This window comes from Staphylococcus sp. HMSC067F07, assembly GCF_001837405.1.
Lineage (GTDB): Bacteria > Bacillota > Bacilli > Staphylococcales > Staphylococcaceae > Staphylococcus > Staphylococcus capitis.
Genome location: NZ_KV832237.1, coordinates 554,516 through 579,230 on the forward strand (window position 1 = coordinate 554,516; position 24,715 = coordinate 579,230).

At 30.1% G+C, this 24,715-nt stretch carries 37 protein-coding genes and 1 riboswitch; of the genes, 15 read left to right on the plus strand and 22 right to left on the minus strand.

Annotation, left to right across the window (positions count from 1 at the left end; all coding sequences use genetic code 11):
• Nucleotides 1-35 precede the first annotated feature (35 nt).
• The 4 genes from sufU to sufC form a co-directional block, all read right to left on the minus strand.
• Nucleotides 36-500: a Fe-S cluster assembly sulfur transfer protein SufU gene (gene sufU / locus HMPREF2706_RS09550; protein WP_070862338.1), complete on the minus strand. Its 465-nt coding sequence runs from the start codon at nucleotides 498-500 to the stop codon at nucleotides 36-38.
• Complete coding sequence (locus tag HMPREF2706_RS09555; RefSeq protein WP_176744845.1) at nucleotides 490-1,740, minus strand: cysteine desulfurase; 1,251 nt, start codon at nucleotides 1,738-1,740, stop codon at nucleotides 490-492. The genes sufU and HMPREF2706_RS09555 overlap by 11 nt, the downstream gene beginning before the upstream one ends.
• Nucleotides 1,741-1,806: 66 nt before the next feature.
• Nucleotides 1,807-3,114 carry a Fe-S cluster assembly protein SufD gene (sufD, locus tag HMPREF2706_RS09560; protein WP_023350627.1) on the minus strand — a complete coding sequence of 436 codons (1,308 nt, stop codon included), beginning with the start codon at nucleotides 3,112-3,114 and terminating at the stop codon, nucleotides 1,807-1,809.
• A 99-nt stretch (nucleotides 3,115-3,213) separates the two neighbouring features.
• Nucleotides 3,214-3,975, minus strand: coding sequence for a Fe-S cluster assembly ATPase SufC (gene sufC / locus HMPREF2706_RS09565; RefSeq protein WP_049426859.1), 762 nt, complete (start codon nucleotides 3,973-3,975; stop codon nucleotides 3,214-3,216).
• Nucleotides 3,976-4,297: 322 nt separating this feature from the next.
• Between sufC and HMPREF2706_RS09570 the strand changes: the two genes are divergently transcribed.
• Nucleotides 4,298-5,155, plus strand: coding sequence for a polyprenyl-phosphate transporter PopT (locus HMPREF2706_RS09570; RefSeq protein ID WP_030065002.1), 858 nt, complete (start codon nucleotides 4,298-4,300; stop codon nucleotides 5,153-5,155).
• A gap of 78 nt (nucleotides 5,156-5,233) precedes the next feature.
• Here the strand turns inward: HMPREF2706_RS09570 and HMPREF2706_RS09575 are convergent, their stop codons facing one another.
• On the minus strand, nucleotides 5,234-5,422 hold the full coding sequence (locus HMPREF2706_RS09575) for a CsbD family protein (protein WP_002433364.1): 189 nt from the start codon (nucleotides 5,420-5,422) through the stop codon (nucleotides 5,234-5,236).
• A gap of 163 nt (nucleotides 5,423-5,585) precedes the next feature.
• Here HMPREF2706_RS09575 and HMPREF2706_RS12240 point away from each other — a divergent pair, with 163 nt between their 5' ends.
• Nucleotides 5,586-5,741 (plus strand): hypothetical protein, encoded by a 156-nt coding sequence (locus HMPREF2706_RS12240; protein WP_002433227.1) that lies wholly within the window; start codon nucleotides 5,586-5,588, stop codon nucleotides 5,739-5,741.
• Between the two features lie 57 nt (nucleotides 5,742-5,798).
• On the opposite strand, the gene HMPREF2706_RS09580 is transcribed toward HMPREF2706_RS12240, so the two are convergent.
• The 7 genes from HMPREF2706_RS09580 to HMPREF2706_RS09610 form a co-directional block, all read right to left on the minus strand.
• Entirely contained in the window at nucleotides 5,799-6,611 is an 813-nt protein-coding gene (locus tag HMPREF2706_RS09580; protein WP_030065000.1) for a MetQ/NlpA family ABC transporter substrate-binding protein, read from the minus strand.
• Nucleotides 6,612-6,632: 21 nt separating this feature from the next.
• Nucleotides 6,633-7,328 carry a methionine ABC transporter permease gene (locus HMPREF2706_RS09585; protein WP_002433122.1) on the minus strand — a complete coding sequence of 232 codons (696 nt, stop codon included), beginning with the start codon at nucleotides 7,326-7,328 and terminating at the stop codon, nucleotides 6,633-6,635.
• Nucleotides 7,321-8,346, minus strand: a complete 1,026-nt coding sequence (locus HMPREF2706_RS09590) for a methionine ABC transporter ATP-binding protein (RefSeq protein ID WP_002433504.1) — start codon at nucleotides 8,344-8,346, stop codon at nucleotides 7,321-7,323. The genes HMPREF2706_RS09585 and HMPREF2706_RS09590 overlap by 8 nt, the downstream gene beginning before the upstream one ends.
• 89 nt (nucleotides 8,347-8,435) lie before the next feature.
• Nucleotides 8,436-8,538, minus strand: a riboswitch (SAM riboswitch).
• Nucleotides 8,539-8,595: 57 nt separating this feature from the next.
• Nucleotides 8,596-8,892 carry a thioredoxin family protein gene (locus HMPREF2706_RS09595; RefSeq protein ID WP_002433313.1) on the minus strand — a complete coding sequence of 99 codons (297 nt, stop codon included), beginning with the start codon at nucleotides 8,890-8,892 and terminating at the stop codon, nucleotides 8,596-8,598.
• Nucleotides 8,885-9,271 (minus strand): toprim domain-containing protein, encoded by a 387-nt coding sequence (locus HMPREF2706_RS09600; protein WP_002452796.1) that lies wholly within the window; start codon nucleotides 9,269-9,271, stop codon nucleotides 8,885-8,887. Before HMPREF2706_RS09600 ends, HMPREF2706_RS09595 begins: the two co-directional genes overlap by 8 nt.
• Before the next feature lie 227 nt (nucleotides 9,272-9,498).
• A complete protein-coding gene (gene gcvH / locus HMPREF2706_RS09605; protein ID WP_002433083.1) occupies nucleotides 9,499-9,879 on the minus strand; it encodes a glycine cleavage system protein GcvH in 381 nt (126 codons plus the stop codon).
• A gap of 171 nt (nucleotides 9,880-10,050) precedes the next feature.
• The gene (locus HMPREF2706_RS09610) at nucleotides 10,051-10,404 is read right to left on the minus strand and encodes an arsenate reductase family protein (protein ID WP_002433128.1); all 354 of its coding nucleotides are present in this window, start codon (nucleotides 10,402-10,404) and stop codon (nucleotides 10,051-10,053) included.
• A gap of 142 nt (nucleotides 10,405-10,546) precedes the next feature.
• Between HMPREF2706_RS09610 and HMPREF2706_RS09615 the strand changes: the two genes are divergently transcribed.
• The gene (locus tag HMPREF2706_RS09615; RefSeq protein ID WP_002433224.1) at nucleotides 10,547-10,870 is read left to right on the plus strand and encodes a thioredoxin family protein; all 324 of its coding nucleotides are present in this window, start codon (nucleotides 10,547-10,549) and stop codon (nucleotides 10,868-10,870) included.
• A gap of 75 nt (nucleotides 10,871-10,945) precedes the next feature.
• Here the strand turns inward: HMPREF2706_RS09615 and HMPREF2706_RS09620 are convergent, their stop codons facing one another.
• Together HMPREF2706_RS09620 and aroD are read right to left on the minus strand one after the other, a co-directional pair.
• Nucleotides 10,946-11,488: a nitroreductase family protein gene (locus HMPREF2706_RS09620; RefSeq protein WP_030064994.1), complete on the minus strand. Its 543-nt coding sequence runs from the start codon at nucleotides 11,486-11,488 to the stop codon at nucleotides 10,946-10,948.
• A gap of 81 nt (nucleotides 11,489-11,569) precedes the next feature.
• The gene (gene aroD / locus HMPREF2706_RS09625; protein WP_030064992.1) at nucleotides 11,570-12,289 is read right to left on the minus strand and encodes a type I 3-dehydroquinate dehydratase; all 720 of its coding nucleotides are present in this window, start codon (nucleotides 12,287-12,289) and stop codon (nucleotides 11,570-11,572) included.
• A 169-nt stretch (nucleotides 12,290-12,458) separates the two neighbouring features.
• On the opposite strand from aroD, the gene HMPREF2706_RS09630 reads away from it, so the two are divergent.
• The 3 genes from HMPREF2706_RS09630 (at nucleotide 12,459) to HMPREF2706_RS09640 (ending at nucleotide 14,594) form a co-directional block, all read left to right on the plus strand.
• Complete coding sequence (locus HMPREF2706_RS09630) at nucleotides 12,459-12,881, plus strand: organic hydroperoxide resistance protein (RefSeq protein WP_002433175.1); 423 nt, start codon at nucleotides 12,459-12,461, stop codon at nucleotides 12,879-12,881.
• 408 nt (nucleotides 12,882-13,289) lie between these two features.
• The gene (locus HMPREF2706_RS09635) at nucleotides 13,290-13,796 is read left to right on the plus strand and encodes a GNAT family N-acetyltransferase (RefSeq protein WP_030064990.1); all 507 of its coding nucleotides are present in this window, start codon (nucleotides 13,290-13,292) and stop codon (nucleotides 13,794-13,796) included.
• Nucleotides 13,797-13,976: 180 nt separating this feature from the next.
• A complete protein-coding gene (locus HMPREF2706_RS09640) occupies nucleotides 13,977-14,594 on the plus strand; it encodes a LysE/ArgO family amino acid transporter (RefSeq protein ID WP_030064988.1) in 618 nt (205 codons plus the stop codon).
• A gap of 55 nt (nucleotides 14,595-14,649) precedes the next feature.
• Here the strand turns inward: HMPREF2706_RS09640 and HMPREF2706_RS09645 are convergent, their stop codons facing one another.
• Entirely contained in the window at nucleotides 14,650-15,234 is a 585-nt protein-coding gene (locus HMPREF2706_RS09645) for a histidine phosphatase family protein (RefSeq protein WP_023350633.1), read from the minus strand.
• A gap of 211 nt (nucleotides 15,235-15,445) precedes the next feature.
• Here HMPREF2706_RS09645 and HMPREF2706_RS09650 point away from each other — a divergent pair, with 211 nt between their 5' ends.
• Nucleotides 15,446-15,682, plus strand: coding sequence for a hypothetical protein (locus HMPREF2706_RS09650; protein WP_070862339.1), 237 nt, complete (start codon nucleotides 15,446-15,448; stop codon nucleotides 15,680-15,682).
• Here the strand turns inward: HMPREF2706_RS09650 and HMPREF2706_RS09655 are convergent.
• Nucleotides 15,674-15,877, minus strand: coding sequence for a sterile alpha motif-like domain-containing protein (locus HMPREF2706_RS09655; protein WP_002432976.1), 204 nt, complete (start codon nucleotides 15,875-15,877; stop codon nucleotides 15,674-15,676). The genes HMPREF2706_RS09650 and HMPREF2706_RS09655 overlap by 9 nt on opposite strands.
• Nucleotides 15,878-16,315: 438 nt before the next feature.
• Between HMPREF2706_RS09655 and tsaA the strand changes: the two genes are divergently transcribed.
• From tsaA to lnsA, 3 genes are all read left to right on the plus strand, one after another.
• Nucleotides 16,316-16,573 (plus strand): type II toxin-antitoxin system antitoxin TsaA, encoded by a 258-nt coding sequence (gene tsaA / locus HMPREF2706_RS12410; protein ID WP_023350634.1) that lies wholly within the window; start codon nucleotides 16,316-16,318, stop codon nucleotides 16,571-16,573.
• A gap of 32 nt (nucleotides 16,574-16,605) precedes the next feature.
• Nucleotides 16,606-16,791: a type II toxin-antitoxin system toxin TsaT gene (gene tsaT / locus HMPREF2706_RS09665; protein WP_002433387.1), complete on the plus strand. Its 186-nt coding sequence runs from the start codon at nucleotides 16,606-16,608 to the stop codon at nucleotides 16,789-16,791.
• Nucleotides 16,792-16,984: 193 nt separating this feature from the next.
• Nucleotides 16,985-17,569 (plus strand): lipoprotein N-acylation protein LnsA, encoded by a 585-nt coding sequence (lnsA, locus tag HMPREF2706_RS09670; protein WP_070862340.1) that lies wholly within the window; start codon nucleotides 16,985-16,987, stop codon nucleotides 17,567-17,569.
• Nucleotides 17,570-17,631: 62 nt separating this feature from the next.
• On the opposite strand, the gene HMPREF2706_RS09675 is transcribed toward lnsA, so the two are convergent.
• Complete coding sequence (locus HMPREF2706_RS09675; RefSeq protein WP_070862341.1) at nucleotides 17,632-17,865, minus strand: hypothetical protein; 234 nt, start codon at nucleotides 17,863-17,865, stop codon at nucleotides 17,632-17,634.
• 133 nt (nucleotides 17,866-17,998) lie between these two features.
• Complete coding sequence (locus HMPREF2706_RS09680; RefSeq protein ID WP_002433231.1) at nucleotides 17,999-18,604, minus strand: GNAT family N-acetyltransferase; 606 nt, start codon at nucleotides 18,602-18,604, stop codon at nucleotides 17,999-18,001.
• A 180-nt stretch (nucleotides 18,605-18,784) separates the two neighbouring features.
• Between HMPREF2706_RS09680 and HMPREF2706_RS09685 the strand changes: the two genes are divergently transcribed.
• The 3 genes from HMPREF2706_RS09685 (at nucleotide 18,785) to HMPREF2706_RS09695 (ending at nucleotide 20,184) form a co-directional block, all read left to right on the plus strand.
• Entirely contained in the window at nucleotides 18,785-19,531 is a 747-nt protein-coding gene (locus tag HMPREF2706_RS09685) for a poly-gamma-glutamate hydrolase family protein (RefSeq protein ID WP_023350637.1), read from the plus strand.
• 120 nt (nucleotides 19,532-19,651) lie between these two features.
• Nucleotides 19,652-19,936: a hypothetical protein gene (locus HMPREF2706_RS09690; RefSeq protein WP_030064982.1), complete on the plus strand. Its 285-nt coding sequence runs from the start codon at nucleotides 19,652-19,654 to the stop codon at nucleotides 19,934-19,936.
• A gap of 23 nt (nucleotides 19,937-19,959) precedes the next feature.
• A complete protein-coding gene (locus tag HMPREF2706_RS09695; RefSeq protein WP_002433282.1) occupies nucleotides 19,960-20,184 on the plus strand; it encodes a hypothetical protein in 225 nt (74 codons plus the stop codon).
• 309 nt (nucleotides 20,185-20,493) lie between these two features.
• On the opposite strand, the gene HMPREF2706_RS09700 is transcribed toward HMPREF2706_RS09695, so the two are convergent.
• Together HMPREF2706_RS09700 and HMPREF2706_RS09705 are read right to left on the minus strand one after the other, a co-directional pair.
• Nucleotides 20,494-21,228 (minus strand): SGNH/GDSL hydrolase family protein, encoded by a 735-nt coding sequence (locus tag HMPREF2706_RS09700; protein ID WP_030064980.1) that lies wholly within the window; start codon nucleotides 21,226-21,228, stop codon nucleotides 20,494-20,496.
• A 122-nt stretch (nucleotides 21,229-21,350) separates the two neighbouring features.
• Nucleotides 21,351-21,551, minus strand: a complete 201-nt coding sequence (locus tag HMPREF2706_RS09705) for a cold-shock protein (RefSeq protein WP_002433447.1) — start codon at nucleotides 21,549-21,551, stop codon at nucleotides 21,351-21,353.
• Nucleotides 21,552-22,336: 785 nt separating this feature from the next.
• Between HMPREF2706_RS09705 and HMPREF2706_RS12475 the strand changes: the two genes are divergently transcribed.
• Complete coding sequence (locus HMPREF2706_RS12475) at nucleotides 22,337-22,405, plus strand: epsilon family phenol-soluble modulin (protein ID WP_095658921.1); 69 nt, start codon at nucleotides 22,337-22,339, stop codon at nucleotides 22,403-22,405.
• Nucleotides 22,406-22,557: 152 nt separating this feature from the next.
• The gene (locus HMPREF2706_RS09710) at nucleotides 22,558-23,130 is read left to right on the plus strand and encodes a hypothetical protein (RefSeq protein ID WP_030061196.1); all 573 of its coding nucleotides are present in this window, start codon (nucleotides 22,558-22,560) and stop codon (nucleotides 23,128-23,130) included.
• Nucleotides 23,131-23,251: 121 nt separating this feature from the next.
• Here HMPREF2706_RS09710 and HMPREF2706_RS09715 read toward each other — a convergent pair whose 3' ends face one another.
• Both HMPREF2706_RS09715 and HMPREF2706_RS09720 read right to left on the minus strand, forming a co-directional pair.
• Entirely contained in the window at nucleotides 23,252-23,683 is a 432-nt protein-coding gene (locus tag HMPREF2706_RS09715) for a GNAT family N-acetyltransferase (RefSeq protein ID WP_049428715.1), read from the minus strand.
• Nucleotides 23,684-24,082: 399 nt separating this feature from the next.
• Nucleotides 24,083-24,574 carry a hypothetical protein gene (locus HMPREF2706_RS09720; RefSeq protein WP_070862342.1) on the minus strand — a complete coding sequence of 164 codons (492 nt, stop codon included), beginning with the start codon at nucleotides 24,572-24,574 and terminating at the stop codon, nucleotides 24,083-24,085.
• Nucleotides 24,575-24,715: the final 141 nt, after the last annotated feature.

The window sequence follows — 24,715 nt, forward strand, 5'->3', positions numbered from 1 at the left end:
TTTTAAAACACACTGAAGAAGATATTAATAATTAATTATTCTTCTTCAGTTGTGCCTTCTGCTTTACCTTCTTTTTCAACTGTACCTTTTTCTAGAGCTTTCCAAGCAAGAGTTGCACATTTGATACGTGCTGGGAATTGAGATACACCTTGTAATGCTTCAATGTCATCCATCTCTTCCGTAATTTCATAGTCTTCACCGAGCATCATCTTAGTGAATTCTTGGCTCATTTGCATAGCTTCAGCAAGAGAATGACCTTTTACCGCTTCTGTCATCATTGATGCACTTGACATAGAAATTGAGCAACCTTCTCCTTCGAACTTTGCATCATTAATTATACCGTCTTGAATATCGAATGTTAGACGAATACGGTCACCACATGTAGGGTTATTCATATCCACTGTCATTGAGCCGTTATCTAAAACACCTTTATTTCTAGGGTTCTTATAATGATCCATAATTACAGATCGATATAGTTGATCTAAATTATTAAAATTCATAAGAGAAAAACTCCTTCGTTTGTTTCAATGCTTGAACTAACTGATCAATATCCTCTTTAGTGTTGTAAACATAGAAACTTGCTCGTGCAGTTGAGGATACATTAAGCCATTTCATTAGTGGTTGTGCACAGTGATGTCCAGCTCGGACAGCCACACCTTCAGTATCAACTGCTGTCGCAACATCATGAGGGTGAATATCTGAAAGATTGAAAGTAATCACACCTGCTCGACGATCTTTAGGTGGTCCATATATTTCTAAACCTTCAATTGCAGACATTTGATCGTATGCATATTCAGTCAGCTCTTTCTCATGCTTGTGTATAGCATCAAAGCCAAGGTCTTCAATGTAACGAATCGCTTCACCTAAACCAATAGCTTGTGCAATAAGAGGTGTTCCAGCTTCAAATTTCGTTGGTAAATCGGCCCAAGTAGCATCGTATTTACTAACAAAATCAATCATATCTCCACCGAATTCTACAGGTTCCATATCTTTAAGTAATTGACGTTTACCATATAAAACACCAATACCTGTAGGTCCTAACATCTTATGTCCACTAAAACTATAAAAATCAGCATCAATATCTTGCATATCCAAGGCCATATGTGGTGCGGCTTGAGCGCCATCAACACTAATAATAGCACCATGTTCATGTGCGATGTCTGCAATCGTTTTAACATCATTAATTGTACCTAAGACGTTTGATACATGTGCAATAGCTACAATCTTAGTTTTTTCATTTATTGTTTCTTTAATGTCATCTACTCTAAGTTCGCCTTCATTAGTCATTGGGATAAATTTTAGTGATGCATTTTTACGCTTAGCTAATTGCTGCCATGGAACAATATTCGCGTGATGTTCCATCTCAGTCACAACTATTTCATCGCCTTCTTCGACGTTAGCGTCACCATAACTACGTGCAACAATATTGATTGATGCAGTTGTCCCTCTAGTGAAAATAATTTCTTCAAAATATTTAGCATTAATAAATCGACGAACAGTTTCACGAGCACTTTCATAGCCATCTGTTGCTAGTGATCCTAAAGTGTGAACACCACGGTGGACGTTAGAGTTATAACGTCTATAATAATCATCTAATACATTTAACACTTGAACAGGCGTTTGACTTGTAGCAGTTGAATCAAGATACGCTAAGCGCTTTCCGTTAACTTGTTGTTCAAGAATCGGGAAATCTTTAATGACATTGTTCACATTAAAAGTTTTTTCGGCCACTATATTCACGACCTTTCTATAGTTAAAAATCTCGTTTTATTGGGTTAATAATTTTTGAAAATTTAAATTAAAGATTTATTTAGAAACTTTACGTTCAATAACTTCTCTTAATTGACGTTTAACGTCTTCAATTGGTAATTCACGAACTACTGGGTCTAAGAAACCATGTATAACTAAACGTTCAGCTTCAGTTCTTGAAATACCGCGACTCATTAAGTAATAAAGTTGCTCAGGGTCAACTCGACCTACTGACGCAGCGTGACCTGCTTCAACATCGTCTTCATCAATTAATAAGATAGGGTTAGCGTCACCACGTGCATTTTCAGATAGCATTAGTACACGAGATTCTTGATTAGCGATAGATTTAGTACCACCGTGTTTAATATAACCAATACCATTAAACACTGAAGATGCATTTTCTGTCATTACGCCATGTTTTAAGATATAACCGTCAGTTTCTTTACCATACTGAACAATTTTAGATGTTAAATTAATTTTTTGGTCACCTGTTCCAACTACAACTGATTTCAATTCACTTGTTGAACGATCACCAATTAAGTTAGTAGTATTATCAATAATTTGACTACCTTCATTCATTAAGCCTAATGCCCAATTAATAGAGGCATCTGCTTCAGTTGTACCACGACGAATAATGTGACCGGTAAAACCTTTATCTAAGTAATCTACAGAGCCATAAGTGACATTAGAATTAGCTCCTGCAATCACTTCTGAAACAATATTAATTTGATTATCTTCACCATTTGCATTAGATAAATAATTCTCTACATAAGTTACTTCTGCACTTTCTTCAGTAACAAGAATAACGTGATTATAGAAACTTGCATTATCGTCGTCATGAAGTACAACGTATTGAATTGGATGTTCAACTACAACATTCTTAGGTACATATACAAATATACCACCATTCATTAATGCAGTGTGTAGCGCTGTTAAACGATGTTCATCAATATCTACAGCTTTAGTCATGAAGTATTTTTGAACTAATTCACTGTGATTCACCAATGCTTCTGATAAACCTTCAATAATGACACCATCTTTTTTAGCTTGGTCTGACACTTGACTATAAGCTAAATCGTTATTGTGTTGAATCACTAAATTTTCAGAGTTTTCAACATCGATAATTTGTTTTACTGATTCTGGTAATTCGCTAAGGTTTTCATATGCACTGCCTTTTGTTTCATGTTGTTTAAATGTATCAAAATTCCATTTTCGTAATTTTGTTTTATCAGGTTTTGGCATTTCTAAAGTTTCTGTTAATTTCAACGCTTTTTTACGTAATTCTGTCATCCAAGAAGGTTCATTGTGCGCTTTTGAATAATCAACAAGTTGTTCTTCAGAAATGTTCAAAGTTTCAGTTGTCATAACTTTCTTTGCCTCCTACTTGATGAAATATAATTTGCTTAGTATGTTCATTTTCATCATTAAAAGTGAACATCTCATTGTAAAAAGTCCTATTGACGACTATTCAGCTGCACCAAATTCTTCTTTAACCCATTCATAACCTTCTTCTTCAAGGCGTTTAGCTAGCTCTGGGCCACCAGATTTAACTACTTTACCACCATACATAACATGCACTTTATCAGGTGTGATGTAGTTTAATAAACGTTGATAGTGCGTAATCATTAATGCACCAAAGTCTTCACCACGCATTTGATTAATTCCTTTAGATACAACTTTTAAAGCATCAATATCTAAACCAGAATCAATTTCATCTAGAATAGCGAATTTCGGTTCTAACATCATTAATTGTAGAATTTCGTTACGTTTTTTCTCCCCACCAGAGAAACCTTCGTTTAAGTAACGTTGAGCCATATCTTGATCAATATCTAAGAAATCCATCTCTTTATCCAATTTCTTGATAAATTGCATTAAATTAATTTCTTGTCCTTCTTCACGTTTAGCATTAATAGCAGAACGCATGAAATCAGCATTTGTAACACCAGTGATTTCTGAAGGATATTGCATTGCTAGGAATAAACCTGCTTTAGCTCTTTCATCAACTTCTAATTCTAAAATATTAACGCCGTCTAATAATACTTCCCCTTGTGTCACTTCATAACTTGGGTGTCCCATGATTGCAGATGATAATGTTGATTTACCAGTGCCGTTAGGGCCCATAATTGCGTGTATTTCTCCTGTATTTACAGTTAAGTTTATACCTTTTAAAATTTCTTTATCCTCAATAGACACATGTAGGTCTTTGATTTCTAATGTTGATGACATTTATATTCCCTCCGTAAAATATAAAGTTTCTTAACTAGTTTATAATAATTTTAATCTGTAGTCAAAAAGACTTAGTGAATTTCAATTCTCTTTATTATAACGCACTTAAGAACTAATATAAACTTTTTAAACCGTTTATTTAGATTAATTCTTTAAATAAAATTATTTTTATTTAACTCGTAAAATTTCATTAAATGATAAAGATAAGCTCAATTTCTCAATAGCCAATTTTTAGACAAAATAAAGGGTTTGTTTCCCTAAAATTTGAATTTTGTGATATTATGCAGTTTAACCTTTAAATCTTAAATGAAAGGAGCCATTCATGAACAACTTCAAATGGACGAATATTCTTAAAGGTTTTGGCATGGGTACAAGTGATTTAATTCCTGGTGTAAGTGGTGGAACAATAGCTTTACTGCTAGGTATCTATGATGATTTTATTAGTTCTGTAAGCGGACTGTTCTCGAAACGTTTTTGGCCGAGTTTTAAATTTTTACTTCCTATTTTATTAGGAATGGGTTTAGCCATCGCTTTATTAAGCAACTTATTCAACTATTTATTAAGCTATCACGAAATTCCAACTATGTTCTTTTTCACAGGATTGATTATTGGAATCATTCCATACTTACTAAAAACTTCTAACTTTAAACAAACCTTTAAAACCAAGCACTATCTAATGATTTTAATTGGAATTATTATTTTGGTCATCATTACACTTCTTAATAATGGTGATAAACATTCTGGCGAAACATTAACTCTATCTTTTGGTCTTATTATTAAATATTTTATAGCTGGTATGTTCGCCTCAAGTGCAATGTTATTACCCGGAATCTCTGGATCTTTTATGTTATTAGTATTTGGTGCCTATGGGACGGTAATGTTTTCAATCTCTGAGCTAGTGAAATTAAATTTCACAGCATTACCTATTTTAATCATCGTTGGATTAGGTATTTTGACAGGATTTATGCTGTCTAGCCGTATGATTCAGTACTTCCTACATCATCACACAACGATGACGTTCGCATTGATTATTGGATTTATAATTGGTTCAATTTATGCAGTTTTCCCAGGCTTTCCTGAAAATGGTCTAGTTTGGATAATCTCATTTTTAACAATAATTATAGGCTTTATTGTTAGTTTTACCTTAGGACTAATTACAGCAAAATCAGATAATCAATAAATTTTAATATTTTTAACACAATAAAGCCCTCACGTACGATTCTGTACCTGAGGGCTTTTTAAAAGTAACGAGACAAATTTATTTGTCGCCTTTAAATTTATCAATTACATCGTTAGCTTTTTCTTTAGCGTTATCAACAACTTCTTTAGCTTTACCTGAAGTTTTATCTTCTTTGCCTTCTTGTTCTAAATTTTTATTATCTGTAGCGTTACCTACTGTTTCTTTAATATTACCTTTAGCTTGTTCAAATTTATTATCTTCAGCCATTGTAATTTCCTCCTTATGACTTTATCTTTATAATTTATACCCTCTAAAATCTAGAATAAACATCAATGTAATGATAATAGCTTAATTTTTTATTTTAAAGGATTGCTTTATACAGTGATTTTCATATACTAAAATTACCAAAAGCTTTTTAAGGAGTGTAGTTATGAAATTTGTCAATATTACATCTATGACTGAAGGTGGACTTAATAAGAAAGTTAATCGTTTTTTAGAACAAAATCCAAATATAGAAGTCTTAAAATTTGATTATCAAATGGGATACGGTGGTCTCGGTGTAGGTATTCTTTATAGAGTAGTATAAAATTTAAATAAAAAGATCACTCTCTTAACATATGCGTTAAGAAAGTGATCTTTTGTGTTACTTAGCTGGTACGACTGCACCATCATATTTTTTATCGATATAATCTCTGATTTCTTTAGATTGAAGAACTTCCATTAAAGCTTTAATTTTCTTATCATCTTTATGTCCTTTTTTAACTGCAATTAAGTTAGCATAAGGATTATCTTTGGCTTTCTCTAAGGCAATTGAGTCTTTTTTAGGACTTAATTTTTGGTCAATTGCGTAGTTAGAATTGATGATGACTGCATCAGCTTTTTGATTTTGGTAAATTTTTGGTAAGTATTCGGCTGATTGTTTGTTATTAAATTTGATATCTTTTTTATTCTCTTCGATATCACTAAATTTAGCGTCTTCAATCTTAACGCCTTTTTTAAGTTTAATTAAGCCTTCATCCACAAAGAATTTTAAGAAACGTCCTTGTTCAGCAGGATTATTTGAAACGTAGACCGTTGCACCTTTAGGTAAATCTTTCAAACTTTTATATTTTTTAGAGTAAACTGCCATAGGTTCTAATTCTACATCTCCAGCAGATTCAATTTTGTATCCTTTTTCTTTACTTTCAGTTTTCAAGTATGGTGTATGTTGGAAGAAGTTTGCGTCGATTTCACCTTTATCTAATAATTTATTAGGTGTAGTGTAATCGTTAATTGTTTTAATCTTTAAGTCATAACCTTTTTTCTCAAGTAATGGTTTAGCTTTTTCTAAAATTTCAGCGTGAGGGGCTGGAGAAGCACCTACTGTGATTGTTTTCTCTTTGTCACCACCGCTACCACAAGCAGCTAAAGCAACTGTTAATGCCAAAACTAAAATAATACCTAAAATTTTTTTCATTGAACGTTTTTCCCCTTTTCTTTAGCGTTTATCAATTTTATTTGTAAGCCAATCCCCAAGGAATTGAATTATAAATACAATAATTAAAATGAATACAGTTGAAACTAATATGACATCATTTTGATTCCTAGTAAATCCTGTTAAGTATGCTAAGTTACCTAAACCACCTGCCCCGATTACACCTGCTATGGCAGTTGAACCAACTAAAGCAATAGCGGTTACAGTAATACCTGAGACTAAAGCTGGCATCGCTTCAGGAAGTAGTACTTTGCGTACAACAGTCCATGTGTTAGCTCCCATTGACCAAGCCGCTTCAATTACACCTTTATCAATTTCTTTAAATGCAATTTCTACTAAACGAGCATAGAATGGAGCTGCACCAATTATAAGTGCAGGTAATGCTCCTGTCGGTCCACTAATAGTACCTAAGATGACACTCGTAAATGGTATGAGTAATAAAATTAAAATAATGAACGGAATGGCTCTAAATAAGTTCACTATAAATGAGACAATTGTATAGAAAATTCGAGCTGCTGGTGAATGACTCTTCGCAGATAGGAAAAGTAACACACCTAAAATCAAACCAAATATAAAGGCAAAAATAGTAGAAACAATTGTCATATACAGCGTTTCTAAAATAGCTTGCCATACATCTGGCCATTGAACATTAGGCATTGTAAACATTTCATGAAAAATTTCGCCATAAGACTTACCCATGTCTCAACACCTCCACATTCACATGTTGCTCATGAAGATCATTTTTAAAATGTTCAAAGCTATCATTATTAATGTGTGGAATATGTATCACTAAGAATCCTATAGAACCATTTCTAGTATTCTTGATGTCAGCTTCCAGAATATTAACGTCAATATTATGTGTTTTCGTGATATACGAAACAATAGGTTCAGTTGCATTATCACCAGTAAAGTTCAATCTCACTATGTAAGAGTCACTCGCTAATGGTTCTAATTCATCTAAAGAATCTTCAAAATCATCATTTAAATCGTCTTTAACAAAGCGTTTTGTAACCGCGTGTTGAGGATTCTCAAACACTTCACTTACTTTACCTTGCTCTATTACTTTACCGCTTTCCATTACAGCAACTTCATCACATATACGTCTAATTACGTGCATTTCATGAGTAATTAAAACGATAGTTAGATTTTGCTGTTCTCTTACTTTAAGTAATAGGTCCAAAATTTCGTCAGTTGTTTGAGGGTCTAAAGCACTTGTAGCTTCATCACAAAGTAAAACATCAGGATCATTTGCTAATGCTCTAGCAATACCTACTCTTTGTTTTTGTCCCCCAGATAACTCTGATGGATAAGCACTTTCTCGTCCTTTCAAACCTACCAATTCTACTAATTCGAGTGCTTTTTGCTTCGCTTTACCACTTGGGACTCCTGCGATTTCAAGTGGAAATGTGATATTTTTTAAAACGGTTCTTGACCATAATAAGTTGAAATGTTGGAAAATCATACTTACTTTTTGTCGTTTTTTTCGTAGCTCTGATTTAGATAATTTACTAATATTGTCCCCGTCAATTATTACATCTCCTGAAGTTGGAGATTCCAAGTTGTTGAACATTCTAATTAGTGTACTTTTACCAGCACCAGAGAAACCAATAACGCCAAAAATTGAGCCTGATTCAATATTTAAATCAACGTGATCAACTGCAAGAACATCTTTGTTCTTAGTATGATATCGTTTAACTATTTGATTTAACTCAATCACGTTAATAGCCTCCTTAAATTGCATATATAAATTAAAAAATGCTTTCTCAACTTATAGAGAGTTGAGAAAGCATTCTAAAAATCTTCTTTCTCTCATCTTCTAAAGTTGAACTTTATGTGAATTGGCACCATTTCTATATCAGACGGTTGCCGGGCTTCATAGGGCACATCCCTCCACCTCTCTCGATAAGAGTTGTCGCATCATTTAATTTGTATTAATCCTACCATCGTACTAGAGTTTCGTCAATAATTATTTTAAATTTTCTAACAAATAAGGAACTGATTGAAATGCATAGATTCTATTTTCTTCTTTGTCCTTATTCATTACCAATAGAACAGGAACTGACATTATTTCTTTTTCTTTACTAAAATCCGGATGAAAATTTAAATCTACCTTCTTAATAGGCAGCTGTAATATATCATTAGCAATATCTAACATTCTTTCTGAGACTTTACATGTCCCACACATAGGTGTATATCCAAATATAAGATGTTTATCTTCATTATAGTTTTCTGTTATATCTTCGAGATCGATTGTACTACTCATTAACTAAAACTAACCTTTCAGTGTTTAAATTAGGCATTAGATTCTTCTCTTTTCGCACTGCGAATCCGTATCTATTTAAAACATTAGCTAAATAGTTTTTAGGACATTTAGCTACTTCACAATATGTTTTATCAACATATATATGTTCACTTTCGCTTAAATATCGCTTAAACCATTTTCTAATTTTTTCTCCTTCATCATCAGAATCTGCAAGAACATAAACTTGTTTGCCATAAAGTGATTCTATCATATCATCGATTTTATCTATACTCATGGTCCCATGGGTACAAATAATACTTACTGGTTCTGCAATAACTTGTTGCACTCGTTTCTTATCCGACTTACCTTCAACAATGATAACTTTATTCACAATAGTCATGTCAATCCACCTTCTAAGAGTCGATAGTTAACTGTCACTTACATCATTCACAGAATCCTCAAAAACTAAACATTTTTAGAAACACTTACCACTTTAGTGGTTAGTGTTTCTTATGCGTGAGCTTTAGCTCAGGCGTTCCTTTTTTCACTTAGCACTTTAGTGCTAAGTGTTTCTAAGTTAATCTAAAAAAAACTCCTTGATTATATTAATCGAGGAGTTTAAACATACTATTCACCAATCATCTCAGAATATTGCTCTGCTGATAATAATTGATCTAATTGACTTTGATCACTAATCTCTACTTTTACCATCCATGCTTTTTCATATGGTGATTCGTTAACAAATTCAGGACTATCTTCTAATTCGTCGTTAACTTCGACGATTTTACCTGAGATAGGCGCATATAATTCTGATACAGTTTTAACTGATTCAACACTACCAAAAGTATCGCCTTCATTTAAATCTTCATCTGTTTCAGGTAATTCAACAAATACGATATCACCTAATTCATTTTGAGCATATTCTGTGATACCAATAGTAGCTACATTATCTTCTACTTTAACCCATTCATGTTCTTTAGAATATTTAAATTCGCTCGGTACTGCCACGAGAATCCCCTCCTAATTATTAATTACATTTTAATGATGCCACACTGATATTGTTCAATCAACTAATATCTAAAAGATTTAATATGATAAAATTCGTGTTTATTTATGTAAAATATCATATTCGCATCATTTCAGTTTTTAATGTTCACTTTTAAAATAAATATTTAAATACTATAACCAAGTATCTTTATACTGATCTTCTTTAAATCCTAAAGTGATTTTTTCTCCAGAGATAGCTAATGGACGTTTTACCAACATTCCATCAGATGCTAATAAATCTAATTTTTCATCATCTGACATGTCTTTAAGTTTATCTTTCAAATTAAGTTCACGATATTTAGCGCCATGAGTGTTAAATAGTTTATTTACTTCAACACCTGTTTTTTCAATGATATCTTCAAATTCTTTTTTAGTAGGTGTGTGTTGTACGATATCAATAGGTTCATAGCTCACACCATATTCATTTAAAAATTTAGCGGCTTTCTTACAAGTCGTACAATTTGAATATTGATAAAATTTAATCATTCGTTTGTTACCTCCTTCTCTTTATTAAGACAAATATATCATTTTCTTTAGGAAAACGCTCTACTTTTTAAGCTAATATTTTTATAAAAAAGATATCATTGGTTATAATAAATTTACTAATAGTGAAAAGGAGCATATAACTATGCAAGGTATTCATAAAACAGAAGACTTTAATTCTACAATCAATAGTAAAGAACCAGTTATTATCAAATTCGAAGCAGATTGGTGTCCAGATTGTAAAGCAATGGATATGTGGATTGACCCTATTACAGAAAAATATAATAACTATCATTGGTATGTAGTAGATCGTGATGAGTTAGAAGATGTTACTACTGAAAATGATGTTATGGGTATACCAAGCATCTTAATTTTCCAAAATGGCGAAAAATTAGCGCATTTACATTCGGCTAATGCGAAATCACCAGAACAAGTCGAATCTTTCCTAGATGAAAACTTAAATCAATAAAAATAAAATTAGAGCTTTCTCTACAAATTTAAAGTAGAGAAAGCTCTTTTTTAGGTACTTTGAAAATTAAAATAATTACTCAAACTTAGTGATTAAATTTTTATTTTTACGTTTAGCTTTAGTTGGCTCAACTTCTAAATCCGTTAGATACATGAAACCAGCTAAAATTTCATCATCTTGAATATCTAAAGCTCTACGTACTTTAGGTTCAAAAATATAGTGAGGTGTTTTCCAACATGTGCCAATTCCCGCTTCGTAAAGTAACAACATTAAATTTTGAGCAAATGCTCCAAATGCAAAGTGATTTTCTCTGTTTTGTCTTTGTCTAGGATCATTTTTCAAAATGAGTAATAATAAACCACCTAAATTTGTTACAGCATTATAATGATCTTCTCTTTTTTCGGGATGATCTGGAAATGCAAATCGAGTAATGTCATGACTAAAATCACCTAATTTGTCTTTTGAAACATGAACGACTCTCCAAGGTTCACGCATTCCATGATTTGGAGCGTCGGTAGCTTTTTCGATAGCATCATATAATGCCTTATCGTCAATCACCATATCATGTTTAAATTTTTTTATACTTCTTCTATTAGATATAGCTTCTTGTAATTCCACTTTAATTCGCTCCTTCTACGTTCGTTGATAACAATTATCAATTATAAGTCACAAAACCGTTAAATTCAACTTATTCGTTTATCATTGATAAAATTCAAGCTGTTGTTTCAGAGCTTTAACATGAATTTGACCAGGAGCTTGTGGCTCACCTAAGCAACCGTATGAAATTGATCCCCCAAACACCCCTTGTGCAACACGACTTACTAATCCTAGATGAGACATAGATATTCCGATAACTTTATAAGGTGTATTATCAGAAGTCACACTCATCGCCTCTAATAAATGTAGTACATCTTCTTTATTGTTTGGCATTACTGCAAGTTTTAAATATTGTGGTGCTAATTTTTGCATTTTGTAATATATAAATTTAATCTCTTCTAATGATGGTGTTTCTTCAAAATTATGATGCGATAACACTACGTTTAAATTCTTTTCTTGAGCATCAGTGATTAATTGAGCATATTGATCTGTATTTATAGATCCACTCCATTCAATATCAAGTAATTCAAATTGGGCATATTCAATCAATAGCTTAAGAATATCTATATAAGTTGTTTCTTCAACATTTCCTTTACCACCTTGTTTAGAGGTACGATAAGTCACTAAAATCTTAAAATCCAAATTCAATCCTCTTAACTGTTGAATCACAGTATCAACATTTTTAATAACAAAGTTCTCCCACTGATCTATTCGTAGTTCTACGATATCTATATAGTCTTTATATTTTATTAATTCATCTAAGCACAATTGCGTTATTGTTTCTTCTGGCGAAATGGTTACTGCAACATCTACTTGCGTCATGATATCCCTCTATTCATAAGAATAATATTAAGATTATTTTATATTAATTTATTCACAACTTACAAATGATGATTGGGAGATTGATTTTTATTTAAAGAATTTAATCATGATTTAAAAAATCTAGCACTGGGTATGGTAAAAATATATAAAGATTTAGGAGGTAATAATAATGGCAGTTCAATATGAAACTAAAGCTACAAACGTTGGTGGACGTAAAGGACATGTACACACTGACGATAACGCAATAAATGTTGATGTATTACCACCACAACAAGCTGATGGAAATGCTACAAATCCTGAACAATTATTTGCAGCAGGTTACGCTTCATGCTTTAATGGTGCTTTTGATCTTATTTTAAAACAAAACAAAGTACGTGATGCTGAACCAGAAGTTACTCTAACAGTACGTTTAGAGGACGATCCAAACGCTGAGAGTCCTAAATTGAGTGTAGATATTGATGCAAAAGTTAAAAATGTTTTATCTCAAGAAGATGCTGAAAAATATTTACAAGATGCACATGAATTCTGTCCATATTCAAAAGCAACTCGCGGTAACATTGATGTAAATCTAAAAGTAGAAGTTATTGATTAATCATTTTAGTCATTTCAATTAAATATCTAAGTGTTACTTATAGCTACCAACCTTTGTAAAAGAAGTGTTGGTAGCTTTTTTCTTTCTAAACAGTACATTTCTAACAGAAATTTTCAAACTTAAGTTTATTAAAATTTTTTATTAAGATTTAGTAAACATAACTGTATGATTACAATATCTGATAAAATAGTATGTAGTTAAACCCTTTTAAGATATGGATATAGATGAAATTTCAAAATAATATTTTTATAATTTGAATTTCCACATAATTAAATTATCACAAATGCTTTTTGTTAATATAAAACGATTATTGCGTATTTTTAATAATTCTTTTATTATGTATTTGATAAGTATCTTAGTCTAAAGATATTAAATATGTTTTTATTTTCTTTGAACCTGGAGGCCAACATGAAAAATATCCGTGTATTAAATACTGATGATTTAGAATCTTATAAAGAATTAATGTCAAACGGCTATCATAATTATGCTTGGGATCAATATTATTTAGAACATGTTACTGAAGAATGTCTAAACTCTATTCTCTCGGAAGAAACAAAGTATTTAAACGTTTTCGGCGCATTTGATAACAATCATCTTGTTGCAACATGTACGTTAAAGCAAATAAAATTTGTTGAAAAGCGTCATAAAGCCGTTTTAGAGAATAATTTTGTTAAAGATAATGATGAAATTATTAATAGAGAGCTCATTAATCACATAATTGAATTCGCTAAAACACAAGGTATTGAAATGTTGATGACCACAATCGCTTCAAATAACATAAGTGCTAAAATATTTTTCAGTTCTCTCGGGTTTGAAAATTTAGCCTTTGAAAAAAATGCTAGTAAAATTGGGGATGAATATTTAGATGAGAATTGGCTCATTTACTATACTTCTGACATTCCATCGAATTCTTAAGAAAGTTTATTTAAAACATGCGTAAATGGGGTATGGAAGATACCCTATCTGCGGGCGTATGTTTCCGCTATGATTTAGTTTTTATAAATATACATAAGTGTTAGACATTATTATTTTTAAAAGTTATAATTAGCTTAAATTATCAGAATTTTCAATCTTTAAAGGCTGGTGATCCCCTTTATGAGCGAAGCAGTAATACACGGTTTTCTCTTAGCTATAGGGTTAATCTTACCCTTAGGCGCACAAAATGTTTTCGTTTTTAATCAAGGAGCAAATCAATCTAAGCTAATTAAAGCCTTCCCAGCAGTTATTACAGCAGGAATATGTGATTCTATACTAATTAGCTTAGCGGTTATCGGTGTTTCTTTAGTATTAATGTCACTACCTCTTTTACAAATCGTAATCTACATTATTGGACTTATTTTTCTGCTTTATATGGCATGGACGCTTTGGAATGAAACGCCCGATCCTATTAAACAAGAAGGTGGACTATCTACAACAAAACAAATAAGTTTTGCTTTATCTGTCTCTTTATTAAATCCACATGCAATTATGGATACTATTGGCGTTATAGGTACAAGTGCGTCCGCTTACGAAGGAAATAACAAATTCGCTTTTACTTTAACATGTATATTTGTTTCATGGATTTGGTTTATCTTCTTAGCTTTATTAGGTAAATCAGTGGGAAGAATCGATAAATCAGGTAAATTATTAGTTGTGATAAACAAGTTATCTTGCATTATCATTATAGCTGTTGCAATTTTAATCATTAAAAAATTGTGTCAACTTCTTTTTTAGTACAAATAAGCTCAAGCCCATAATATAGCTATTTAAGGACTTGAGCTTATTATTTTTAGTTTGTAGGATCAATGATTTCTATGAATTTAAATTGATTATCATCATATTCAAATTTTAAGATATGACAATTACCGATATCATAAGTACTACCCTCTTGATTACCTAACACCTTTCTAATAAATAAACCGATCGTACTACCATGGCTTACTGCCAAAGCTGTTTGATTAGTTTGATTAGCGACGACATCCTCAAGTGTTTCATAAACTCTGGATTCAACCTCAGATTTTGATTCACCACCAAAGGGTACTACATAATCACCATATAAATTCTCAGGCTTTTTAATTGCCTTTAATAACTCAATACTCTCTCCTTCAAATAAACCAAAACCCCATTCTTTAATACCTTTTAATCTTTTATAATTTTGGTTAGGCACTGCATTTTCAAGAGTTTCACAGGCACGTTCTTGTGATGACGATACTATTGTATCAAATGTAATATGATGCTTTTCAAAATAACCTTTAGCAGACTGAGCCTGCCTAACCCCTAATGTTGTTAATGGCGAATCACTCGCACCTTGAATTCTTCCTTTTAAATTGAAAACTGTTTGACCATGTCTCATTAAATATAATGTTTTAGTCATAATAAACACCTCTTCACTACAATGACTTACTTTTACTATTTAGCATTCTATACAATTTCTATTTCAATATTCATTTAATCATTATGAAAATGAGATGTAAACGACTTCTAATAATATACATATTTGCTTATCTGCATATTAAATTGTTTTAAATTTGTGAGTATGGGTATAACTTAACATCAGATTTACATTTACTAAAGGAGTGTCTATTATGGATAGTCATAATCAATGCAATTATGTAAATCATAATTCAGTTTCGTTAGACTGGGAATGTTTTATTATTAGTAAAACTGATATGTTATTAGATGGCGTTCCAAAAGAATTGATTAATGAATGGTTAGACAAAGATCTTATTGAACCTTTTTCTATAAGAAATAACGAAGTTAATTTCAAGACTAAAGATGTATGGGAAGCGCTTAATACTCATAATTGGTATTACTCAAATTAATTTATATAAACTAATTGCTCTATTCGTACTTTCAATTAACTGATGGTCTCTATAGTGATCAAGCACGTATGCACGAATGGCTTTATTGTTTTTTTCTTCACGGGGAAAATGAATATCATCTAAAATATAATTTGCTAAACTACCTAAAGGTGTATCATCATTTATAAAACCTAAAATAAAATCATAAAAAGTCATTCCACCTCAACCCCTTTTCCACTTATTAATAGCTAAGTTATATAGTATTACTCTTTATCATACCAAATTACTCGAGATTGTCTATGTGCAAAATTTTACTTTTGCACTTTTTTTATTATGCTCTTTTAAAATTCATCACATATAATTACATTTAAAATATTTCATAATCTTTATTGGTTTCTTATTTAGTAATCATTTACTCTTAAATACAATTAACTTTTCATGACCTAAATGAGTCCAAAACTCTCACAAAATACTTCATCATTTACAAATTTAGTAAACTTTCTAATTCATTTGTTTTACAATATCTTATGAGTATGAGTAAATTAAAATGTAAATTGTATATAATTAAAAGTAATTGATTTACCTGTGAGTAATTAATGATATTATAGTATGTAAAAGACTTTATGCTATACGTGTCTAATGAGGTGGCCACCTATGAAAATATTTAGTATAAATGTGATTAATATTTTATTGACCATATTATTTATAGCCTTTAATGTGCTTATAACTTATAACGCAAATGTTGATAATCAATTATGGTTGATACCAGGATTATGTATTTGTGGCGTCGCTTTATTCACTAGTCTAATAATAGCTATTATTTACACTGATTTGCTAAGCGAAATTATATTTTTCATAAATATAGTATTAGCACTTTACTATATTTATCCTATTTTTTACGACTTCTTGTAATTAAGTAACACTGAGATAAGGAGGGAATCATTGTGAGTTTGCATTTTCAAATATTGTTATGGCTAGCAATTATATTTATTGTCGCTGGAGCTATTATTTTAACAATTATGCTTAAGACTAAGAAAGAAGAAAGAAAAGAATCTTATTTAGGATTTACTGTAATATTCTTGATTTTTGGATTTGCTATGCTTATATACACACTCATTTTCGGATTGTAACCTTTTTTAGTAGAGCGGATATTAATTGCAATTCGCCTTTGAATTCAGTTAGCTCATGCTAATGTTGATTTTTAGCTAAGTCATTAATTTTGACTTAGCTTTTTTATTTTTGAAAATGAAGTTTATTTTACATATAGAGTCATTTAATATAATAATTAATTTAGTATATTTAATGAAGGAGTTTTCACTATAAATGAAAACTAAATATAAACTTACCATTCTATTTATAACTTTGGTTATAGTACTTTTAATTTTATTTTCAATAAACGTCTTCAATAAAGATAAAGAATCTTATGAAAGCATAGACACTAAAGAATTTAAACTTAAACCGGGCGACATTATCATTACTAAAGGCCCTGTATTATTCGGGTTCTTCGGCCATTCAAGTATAGCCATAGATGAAGATACTGTGCTTCAAATTGAAGGCCCTGGTGATCAACCTATAACCGAATCATTTGAATCATATCAACGGTGTTTCGGTACTGGAAAAGACGATTGGATAAAAGTGTATCGTAGTGTAAAACCAGATGCTGGTCAAAAAGCAGCAAATTGGGTAAAACGTAATTACGAAAATAGTGATAGCCGATATCTCGTTACGCTAAATTTGAAAAGTCAAAAATTCACTTATTGCACTAAAATAATTTATCAAGCTTACAAATACGGTGTAGATAAAAATGCTGTAAGTGATCATGGATTATACATCATTTCACCATATGCATTAAAAGATAATTTTACACATGACTATCGTTTAAAGTTAGTTAAAAATATTAAAAATTAAACCCTCCAGACAATAGTTAAGGTAAATGAATAACCTATTGTTTAAGGAGGGTTTTTATAAAATTAAACTTCTTTAAAATAGTTAACGAATTGCTCATTTCTATCTAAAAGGTCTAAATAAGAAATAGAGCTAAATGGGATAATTCGTGTGCAATTCTTAAGCGGATAGATGATAATCTCATTTTCATAATCGACGTGAATATCATTCTCCAATACGATTTTCTTATTTCCAACGACCACCGCGACTGCTTTAAAACTATCATCATTCAAATATCTTCTTAATAAATCTTTATCCATAACAACATCACATCCCTTTATTATAAAATAGCACATTATTGTTAAGGGAGTGTGAAAACAATCTAATTATTTAATTAATTCATAATATTTTTAGAAAATATCGCTTTAGTTTGGATATCACTTAGAACTTTCACTAAAGATTCTTTCTCATCTTAAATAAATAAAATGGCGATTGATTGATTTCTCCTACAATCGAAAAACCGAATTTTTTATAGACGCTTAGAGCTTTCTTATTATCTTGAACTACTGTTAATGAAATTTTGTCAAAACCATCATTGATAGCAAGACGTTCAGCAAATTTTAATAATTTCGTACCAACGCCCTTACCTCTGGCTTTCGGGAGAGTTGCAAGCATACTCACATGAAATTCATCTTTCTCTCCTTCATCCATTGTAATTAGAGAATATATCTTTTTGAAATTGGATAAAATAATTTTTAATGATTTCAATTTTTTCATTTTGATGATTTCAAGCACAGTTTGAAACATTGATTTTTCTAATTTGACTAATGAGGTACAAGTTATAGCACCTAAAACTTGTCCCTCTTCTTTTGCTACATAAGAAATATCATGACTAAATCGGTTACCCTTCTTTTGCCATAATTGCTGTAACTGTTTATTTAATCGTTCATTCGATGTCTCTCCTAAAATAACTTGTGCCATTTCATCAATGGCTAAATGAGTTAATCTTCCTCCTTCTTTGTCACTTGATTGAGCACTTTTAATCTGAATGTCCTCCACTTTATCACCTTCGTAAATTATTTTTAAAATAAAAAATACATTGAATTAACAATAATTGTTTACCCTATTAAAGTAAGTTCAATTATTTTTATATAGAAAATAAAAGATGAAATACTTGTTTATTTAATAAAATCATTGTTATCATTTGTGAGTTAAATTATTGAAAACAAAGGAGATATAATGAGCAATAAAGGCAGTCTATATTCCATACTTTATTATTTAGCTATAGCGTTAATTGTCATCACTATCATAGTAGTGGTTTTGATTTTCTATAACACTAGAAAATCAGCTTCTAAACCTTCAAGCGATCGCTATAGTGATTTTGAAGAATTAAAAAAGAATACCACTAAAAACAAGGATTGGAGAATTGTGACGAAACATAGAAAGGATAATAATATTTTACTTACAGCCATTCACGGTGGTGGAATAGAACCAGGTACAACAGAACTTGCAAGACGTGTATCGAACGTAGGTAAATATAACTTTTATTCTTTTGAAGGTTTACGTAAACATAATAATGATCAACTTCACGTGACTTCAACGAATTACGATGAACCGAAATTAATTAATATGTTAGAAAAATCGAATGAGACAATTTCAATTCATGGTTCTTCTGGAGATGACCCTATCGTGTATATAGGTGGAAAAGATACTAAAATGGCAAAAGCGATTGCGAAGGCATTACGTAAGAAAGATTTTACCGTTAAAGAGAGTCCGAAAGAAATTAATGCGCAATCTGATGATAATTTTGTAAATAAAAATGATACAGATTCAGGAGTACAACTCGAATTGACCACTGCACAGCGCGAGGAATTTTTCAAACATCATAAATTAGATAAAACAACGCGAGGTAATCCTAAAAAATATACTAGAGATTTTTATAAGTTTGCGAACGCTGTAGAAAAAGGTATAAAAAAAGCAAAATAAACTCAAATGACCTTCTACCTACATATAAAAATTTTTATTAAAAATCATTTTTTTCAGCGTTTCTACAAGTACGTATCTAGGGTATAAAGTGATATGTATTTTGTGTGGAGGGATTAATATATGGATGAATTAACTAAAGAACAAAAATATACAGTCGCAAAGTTTTATAAATTATATATGGAACGTTCAAATGAAGGATTATCTGAAGAACAATCTAACGACTTCAAAGATTCTATAACTACTCAAGATGATTATTTCTGTGACCGTGAATATGAAGATTTTATTCATAACTGTAAAGTACTTATAGAAGATGGCTATCTTGAAGGTGATATTGAAGATCAAACGATTTATAATATTAAATTAACTACCAAAGCTTTTACAGAAATTGAAAAAAGCTTTGGTTAGTATTTTTAGTAAGGTGATTTTTAATGGATAATTGGAAAATTGATAATCATTCAAATCGCAAATTTTTAATTCAAAAAAATGAGGGTGAATTATCAATTGTAGAACCATTAGATAATGGTGCATTTAAAATACTTGCTGAAATTAACTTATCTAATGAAAATGATGTGAATATTTATGACAGTCATTTATATGTTTCAGTAAGCCTAGAACAAGAAGAAATTTGTATATTTGATAACAACAATACGTAATCTTTAAAAATTGCGATAATTCTATATTTAATGAATTATCAATTTATGTTAACAGAACTTTAATAATTATTTTATTATTGTCAAACTAATAAAATAGCCATAAATATAGTTTTATGGTACTCTATATGTGTTGCACTCTGTGAGTGTTTAACATTACTTCTTGTTGTCGCCGTACAGACTTTAATTTTCGTCATTATTAAAGCGCTGTACAGGCGATTTTTTTATAATGAAGACAAAATAATTCAAAAAGGATATCACTTTGGGCCTATATAAATAAGAAATTAAAAAAGCTGCGATATGCAGCTTTTTTTATAATATCTCATCTAATTGTTTTACTAAGATAGGTGTATATAAATAACGGTAACCTTTTTTGGTTGGATGTGAATCATCTGCCATCATTTCTTTATCACTTTCAGCTAATTTATTAATTTCATCATTATTAAAAATATCAATAATATGTATATCCCATTTTGTTTTAAGTGGATAAAGATGATTAACTAACTGCTTATAAGTTAGATCATTTTCTCTAATACAGGTATAAAAGATGATTGGACAATGCCATTTAGTATGAACATACTTAATAATATATTCAATCGCACCTAATGTCGTCTCAGTATCAAAACTTTCAAGGTCAAAAGACTGACTCATTTCACCAATTTCATAACCAAATCTTGCATCATTCGTAGATAACTGTATTACAACAGCATCAATTTTAGTATTCACAAAATTTAACTTTCTGAGTCGATTTAAATAACTATTTACATTTTTCCCAGCTAATGTTGTGCCTGATTTAGCCTCTTTGATTCCTTTTACTTCATATTCTGTTGTGAGATATTCAACAAAAGAGATTCCTTTCGAAGCCGCACCATAAGTTATAGAAGACCCTAAAAAGATAATTTTTTTCCCATTAAGATTATCATCTTCTTTTTTCATATCAATTTTTGGATTATAGTAATCTTTATTCCCATTGATAATATTGAAAATGTTCTTCAATGACTTCAACATCGTTGGTACTTCATTCAATATCATTTTTGCTTTATGCATGTATTTCTCCTTATACTTATTTATATTGAAAATTTACTGGTTTATATATTTTAGCATTTTATTAGATTAAGGATACCATCTTACAAAAAAAAGCCCTCCTAAGAGGGCTTTAAAACTTTTAATTACATTTTAACAACGTTCGCTGCTTGTTCACCACGTTCGCCTTCAACAATGTCGAATTCAACGTTTTGACCTTCTTCTAAAGACTTATAACCGTCTTCTACGATTGCTGAGAAATGAACGAATACGTCCCCGCCATTTTCTCTTTCGATGAATCCAAAGCCTTTTTCTGAATTAAACCATTTAACTGTACCGTTATTCATATAGAATACCTCCATGTGCTGTTGCACTAAATATTTGTAACAAATCCATTAATTAAAAGAGAATATTCTATAAAAATAATTCCACAATCAACTTCACGTTCTTTATTACTTAACATTCACTATACGCTTATTTTGAAATAAGTAAAGTCTTTTCCAGGAATTTCTTAAATTAATTTATATTTCAAATTTTTAAAGATAACTATTTATCATCACATATACCATAACTATTAAATAAAATGATTATCACAAAGATAAAGTTATAGTTAATGTGACTTTTTAAATTGCACAAAAATAAGTAGCTAAAGTAGAAATTAAATAAAATTATACAGTTAGGAATTCAAAATTATCTCAATTTTTAATTTTTTCACACAAAAGAACCATATATAATTATTTGCGCATTAACCACCAAAATCTCCAATACTTGCTATATGATATACACATAATCAATTAATTGGAGGTGCTTATAAATGTTCATCTTTGATTTATTAAAAAAAGGAATTCAATTCTTTAAAGACGTATTTGGTAAATAATATTTTTGAGTAGTAGTGGTGCCCTTCATTATTGAAGGGTACTTTTTTTATATAATAAATCCCTAGTATCCTTATAATAAATATTGAATAAATTTGTTATTAATTTTTAGAATTAACATAAAAGAATTCAAAGTTATTAAATATATACTAAAAAACTACATTTATGAATAATTTTTTACTACTTTTGAAATAATTAACAAAAATTACTCTAATAATAATATACTACAGCTAACAAATACATAGGAGGTGAGTCAAATGTTCATCGTTAACTTAATCAAAAAAGCAATCGAATTCTTCAAAGGTTTATTTGGTAACAAAAAATAATTAATTATCTTCCCCTCTTTCAATAGAGGGGCTTTTTTATTTCATATACAAATAACTCTTTTAAAATTTTACATTAATTTTAAATTAGATTTAACGATTTTGGGTAAAGAAAAATTATCACAATAAAATCATTATTTTAGGAGTGAAATTTAATGAAGAAATTTTTTGCCGTATTATTATCAAGCTTTTTAGTGCTAAGTGCATGTAGTCATAGTGATCATTCAGATAAAAAAGATTCAGATAAAAACAGTTCAAAAACGGAATCTAAAAAGTCGGATAAAAAAGATTCAAAAGGTGATAAAAAAGTTAATAACGCTAAAGATAACATTAAAGACAGTAAATTAGGTAAGAAAAGCAAAGATAAAAGTTCAAAAAGTAAGGATTCAAAACCTAAAAATAAACAAACTAATCAACAATCATCTAATAGCGCATCACAAGCAAACAATACTTCAACTCAACCTCAAAATAATAATGCTAATAACGCTAACAATACTAACGGCAATAACCAAAATTCTTATAACAATCAAGCTAATTCACAAAACCAACAACAAAACCAACAACAAAATCAAACTAACAATACACAACAAAATAATTCCCAAAGACAACAACCATCACAGAATAATCAACAACAATATTCAACTGGCAACAACCAATCTGCAAATAATAGCCAAAGCATGAATAACTCACAAGGACAAACAAATACTAATACCCAAAGAGGATTTTAGAATCACAAAAAGTCATGAATGCTATACCTTTACTTAGCATCCATGACTTTTTTACAAATAAATCAAACTTTCCGTTTAATATTCACATTCAATATTTATATTGAACTTAAGCATCACTTAATTATAACTTAAGATAATATATAGGATAATCTCTTCCTTGTTGATCTTTTAGAGATTCTTTATATTTTTCAAAACCATTCTTTTGATAGAACTTAACCGCGTTATAATTCTCTTTATTAACTTCTACATATCTTACTTGGTCTTCACGAATTAGAGTTTGAAGTATTTGAGTTCCATAGCCCTTTCTAAAATACTTAGGATCTATGAACAACATTTCTAGATTTTGGTCGTTTGTACCTGAAAATCCAATAATTTCATCGTCATCACACCAAAAATAAGCTTCAACATTATTTAAATAATTCGGTATTTCAGTTTTTAACTCTAATCTATCTTTTTCTTTTAAAAAATCATGAGTGCTAATTACAGACTTCTCCCAAATATCTAATACCTTATGATAATCTTTTTTCTCAATTTTTCTTCTAGTTAATGACATATGAATTCCCCTAATCTTTTAAAAATACAGTTAATTAAAATAATACGTATAAAAAATAAAACCCACAACCATATAGGCTGCGGGTTTCAATCATATGGAGACGGCGGGAGTTCATTAAAGCGATTATCTATTCATATAAAATACGCTATAAGTATTGTTATAGCAACGTTTACATTCTCTATTCAGTTGTGTGTAAAATGTTAAAATTGAAAAAACAAAAGAAATTTGGGGCAAAGAATAAGTCTGATTATACTACATTCATACACTTGCCCTTATTATCAAAATTATGCCCTTTTTTTTGCTCTTTTAATTACCATATTAATATTTAATAACTATCCAAAAGCTTTTAAGAAAACAACTATAATCACTTATATTCTATCTTTCAGGTATTATACGTTACTATATATTTGATTTATCTTTTTTTATAATTCTTCTTGATGCAACTGCCATTAGCAATAGTATAATCATGGTAAAAGCCATTGCATGCATTAAGATGAATATAAAATTCATAATTATTATTACGAAAATCCTACTAATATAATTTACTAAAATATTTTCAGTGTGAAATATATTCACAGATAAATTGTGGGCAAACAATAGTACAAAAGGGAAAGCGAAGAAAAAGATAGCTATAAATATTAGAAATATTTTATAACTAAACTTTTTAGAAATCGCAAGCCACTTTAAGTATGTAAATTTTGAATTGAATATCCCCATATAATATACAATTGAAATTGTTCCAGCAATATTAAGGGCACTTACCCAAGTTTCTGAAGGATTTTTGGTAAACAATCTAATTATAACTGCAATTGTAGTTAGCACTGTAATACTTAATGTGATATGAGTAACTGATTTTCTAAGATCTGGTTTATTTTTTAACTCATCATACATTTAAATATCTCTCCCCAGCAAAATTTATTTAAAGTATTTTACTCTATTTATAGCTTTCTTAACCTTTCATTTTTAGTTTTATTTTCTTTAATACTTTAATTGTTATTCAGTATATCTTAATTATAATATTACATGCAATAT

What these genes read in the sequence shown, in the direction of transcription:
- sufU (WP_070862338.1), bottom strand. Translation starts at nt 500, where the DNA reads ATGAATTTTAATAATTTAGATCAACTATATCGATCTGTAATTATGGAT.
- sufD (WP_023350627.1), bottom strand. Translation starts at nt 3,114, where the DNA reads ATGACAACTGAAACTTTGAACATTTCTGAAGAACAACTTGTTGATTAT.
- sufC (WP_049426859.1), bottom strand. Translation starts at nt 3,975, where the DNA reads ATGTCATCAACATTAGAAATCAAAGACCTACATGTGTCTATTGAGGAT.
- HMPREF2706_RS09570 (WP_030065002.1), top strand. Translation starts at nt 4,298, where the DNA reads ATGAACAACTTCAAATGGACGAATATTCTTAAAGGTTTTGGCATGGGT.
- HMPREF2706_RS09575 (WP_002433364.1), bottom strand. Translation starts at nt 5,422, where the DNA reads ATGGCTGAAGATAATAAATTTGAACAAGCTAAAGGTAATATTAAAGAA.
- HMPREF2706_RS12240 (WP_002433227.1), top strand. Translation starts at nt 5,586, where the DNA reads ATGAAATTTGTCAATATTACATCTATGACTGAAGGTGGACTTAATAAG.
- HMPREF2706_RS09580 (WP_030065000.1), bottom strand. Translation starts at nt 6,611, where the DNA reads ATGAAAAAAATTTTAGGTATTATTTTAGTTTTGGCATTAACAGTTGCT.
- HMPREF2706_RS09585 (WP_002433122.1), bottom strand. Translation starts at nt 7,328, where the DNA reads ATGGGTAAGTCTTATGGCGAAATTTTTCATGAAATGTTTACAATGCCT.
- HMPREF2706_RS09595 (WP_002433313.1), bottom strand. Translation starts at nt 8,892, where the DNA reads ATGAGTAGTACAATCGATCTCGAAGATATAACAGAAAACTATAATGAA.
- HMPREF2706_RS09600 (WP_002452796.1), bottom strand. Translation starts at nt 9,271, where the DNA reads ATGACTATTGTGAATAAAGTTATCATTGTTGAAGGTAAGTCGGATAAG.
- HMPREF2706_RS09610 (WP_002433128.1), bottom strand. Translation starts at nt 10,404, where the DNA reads ATGATTAAATTTTATCAATATTCAAATTGTACGACTTGTAAGAAAGCC.
- HMPREF2706_RS09615 (WP_002433224.1), top strand. Translation starts at nt 10,547, where the DNA reads ATGCAAGGTATTCATAAAACAGAAGACTTTAATTCTACAATCAATAGT.
- aroD (WP_030064992.1), bottom strand. Translation starts at nt 12,289, where the DNA reads ATGACGCAAGTAGATGTTGCAGTAACCATTTCGCCAGAAGAAACAATA.
- HMPREF2706_RS09630 (WP_002433175.1), top strand. Translation starts at nt 12,459, where the DNA reads ATGGCAGTTCAATATGAAACTAAAGCTACAAACGTTGGTGGACGTAAA.
- HMPREF2706_RS09635 (WP_030064990.1), top strand. Translation starts at nt 13,290, where the DNA reads ATGAAAAATATCCGTGTATTAAATACTGATGATTTAGAATCTTATAAA.
- HMPREF2706_RS09640 (WP_030064988.1), top strand. Translation starts at nt 13,977, where the DNA reads ATGAGCGAAGCAGTAATACACGGTTTTCTCTTAGCTATAGGGTTAATC.
- HMPREF2706_RS09645 (WP_023350633.1), bottom strand. Translation starts at nt 15,234, where the DNA reads ATGACTAAAACATTATATTTAATGAGACATGGTCAAACAGTTTTCAAT.
- HMPREF2706_RS09650 (WP_070862339.1), top strand. Translation starts at nt 15,446, where the DNA reads ATGGATAGTCATAATCAATGCAATTATGTAAATCATAATTCAGTTTCG.
- HMPREF2706_RS09655 (WP_002432976.1), bottom strand. Translation starts at nt 15,877, where the DNA reads ATGACTTTTTATGATTTTATTTTAGGTTTTATAAATGATGATACACCT.
- tsaA (WP_023350634.1), top strand. Translation starts at nt 16,316, where the DNA reads ATGAAAATATTTAGTATAAATGTGATTAATATTTTATTGACCATATTA.
- lnsA (WP_070862340.1), top strand. Translation starts at nt 16,985, where the DNA reads ATGAAAACTAAATATAAACTTACCATTCTATTTATAACTTTGGTTATA.
- HMPREF2706_RS09675 (WP_070862341.1), bottom strand. Translation starts at nt 17,865, where the DNA reads ATGGATAAAGATTTATTAAGAAGATATTTGAATGATGATAGTTTTAAA.
- HMPREF2706_RS09685 (WP_023350637.1), top strand. Translation starts at nt 18,785, where the DNA reads ATGAGCAATAAAGGCAGTCTATATTCCATACTTTATTATTTAGCTATA.
- HMPREF2706_RS09690 (WP_030064982.1), top strand. Translation starts at nt 19,652, where the DNA reads ATGGATGAATTAACTAAAGAACAAAAATATACAGTCGCAAAGTTTTAT.
- HMPREF2706_RS09695 (WP_002433282.1), top strand. Translation starts at nt 19,960, where the DNA reads ATGGATAATTGGAAAATTGATAATCATTCAAATCGCAAATTTTTAATT.
- HMPREF2706_RS09700 (WP_030064980.1), bottom strand. Translation starts at nt 21,228, where the DNA reads ATGCATAAAGCAAAAATGATATTGAATGAAGTACCAACGATGTTGAAG.
- HMPREF2706_RS09705 (WP_002433447.1), bottom strand. Translation starts at nt 21,551, where the DNA reads ATGAATAACGGTACAGTTAAATGGTTTAATTCAGAAAAAGGCTTTGGA.
- HMPREF2706_RS09710 (WP_030061196.1), top strand. Translation starts at nt 22,558, where the DNA reads ATGAAGAAATTTTTTGCCGTATTATTATCAAGCTTTTTAGTGCTAAGT.
- HMPREF2706_RS09715 (WP_049428715.1), bottom strand. Translation starts at nt 23,683, where the DNA reads ATGTCATTAACTAGAAGAAAAATTGAGAAAAAAGATTATCATAAGGTA.
- HMPREF2706_RS09720 (WP_070862342.1), bottom strand. Translation starts at nt 24,574, where the DNA reads ATGTATGATGAGTTAAAAAATAAACCAGATCTTAGAAAATCAGTTACT.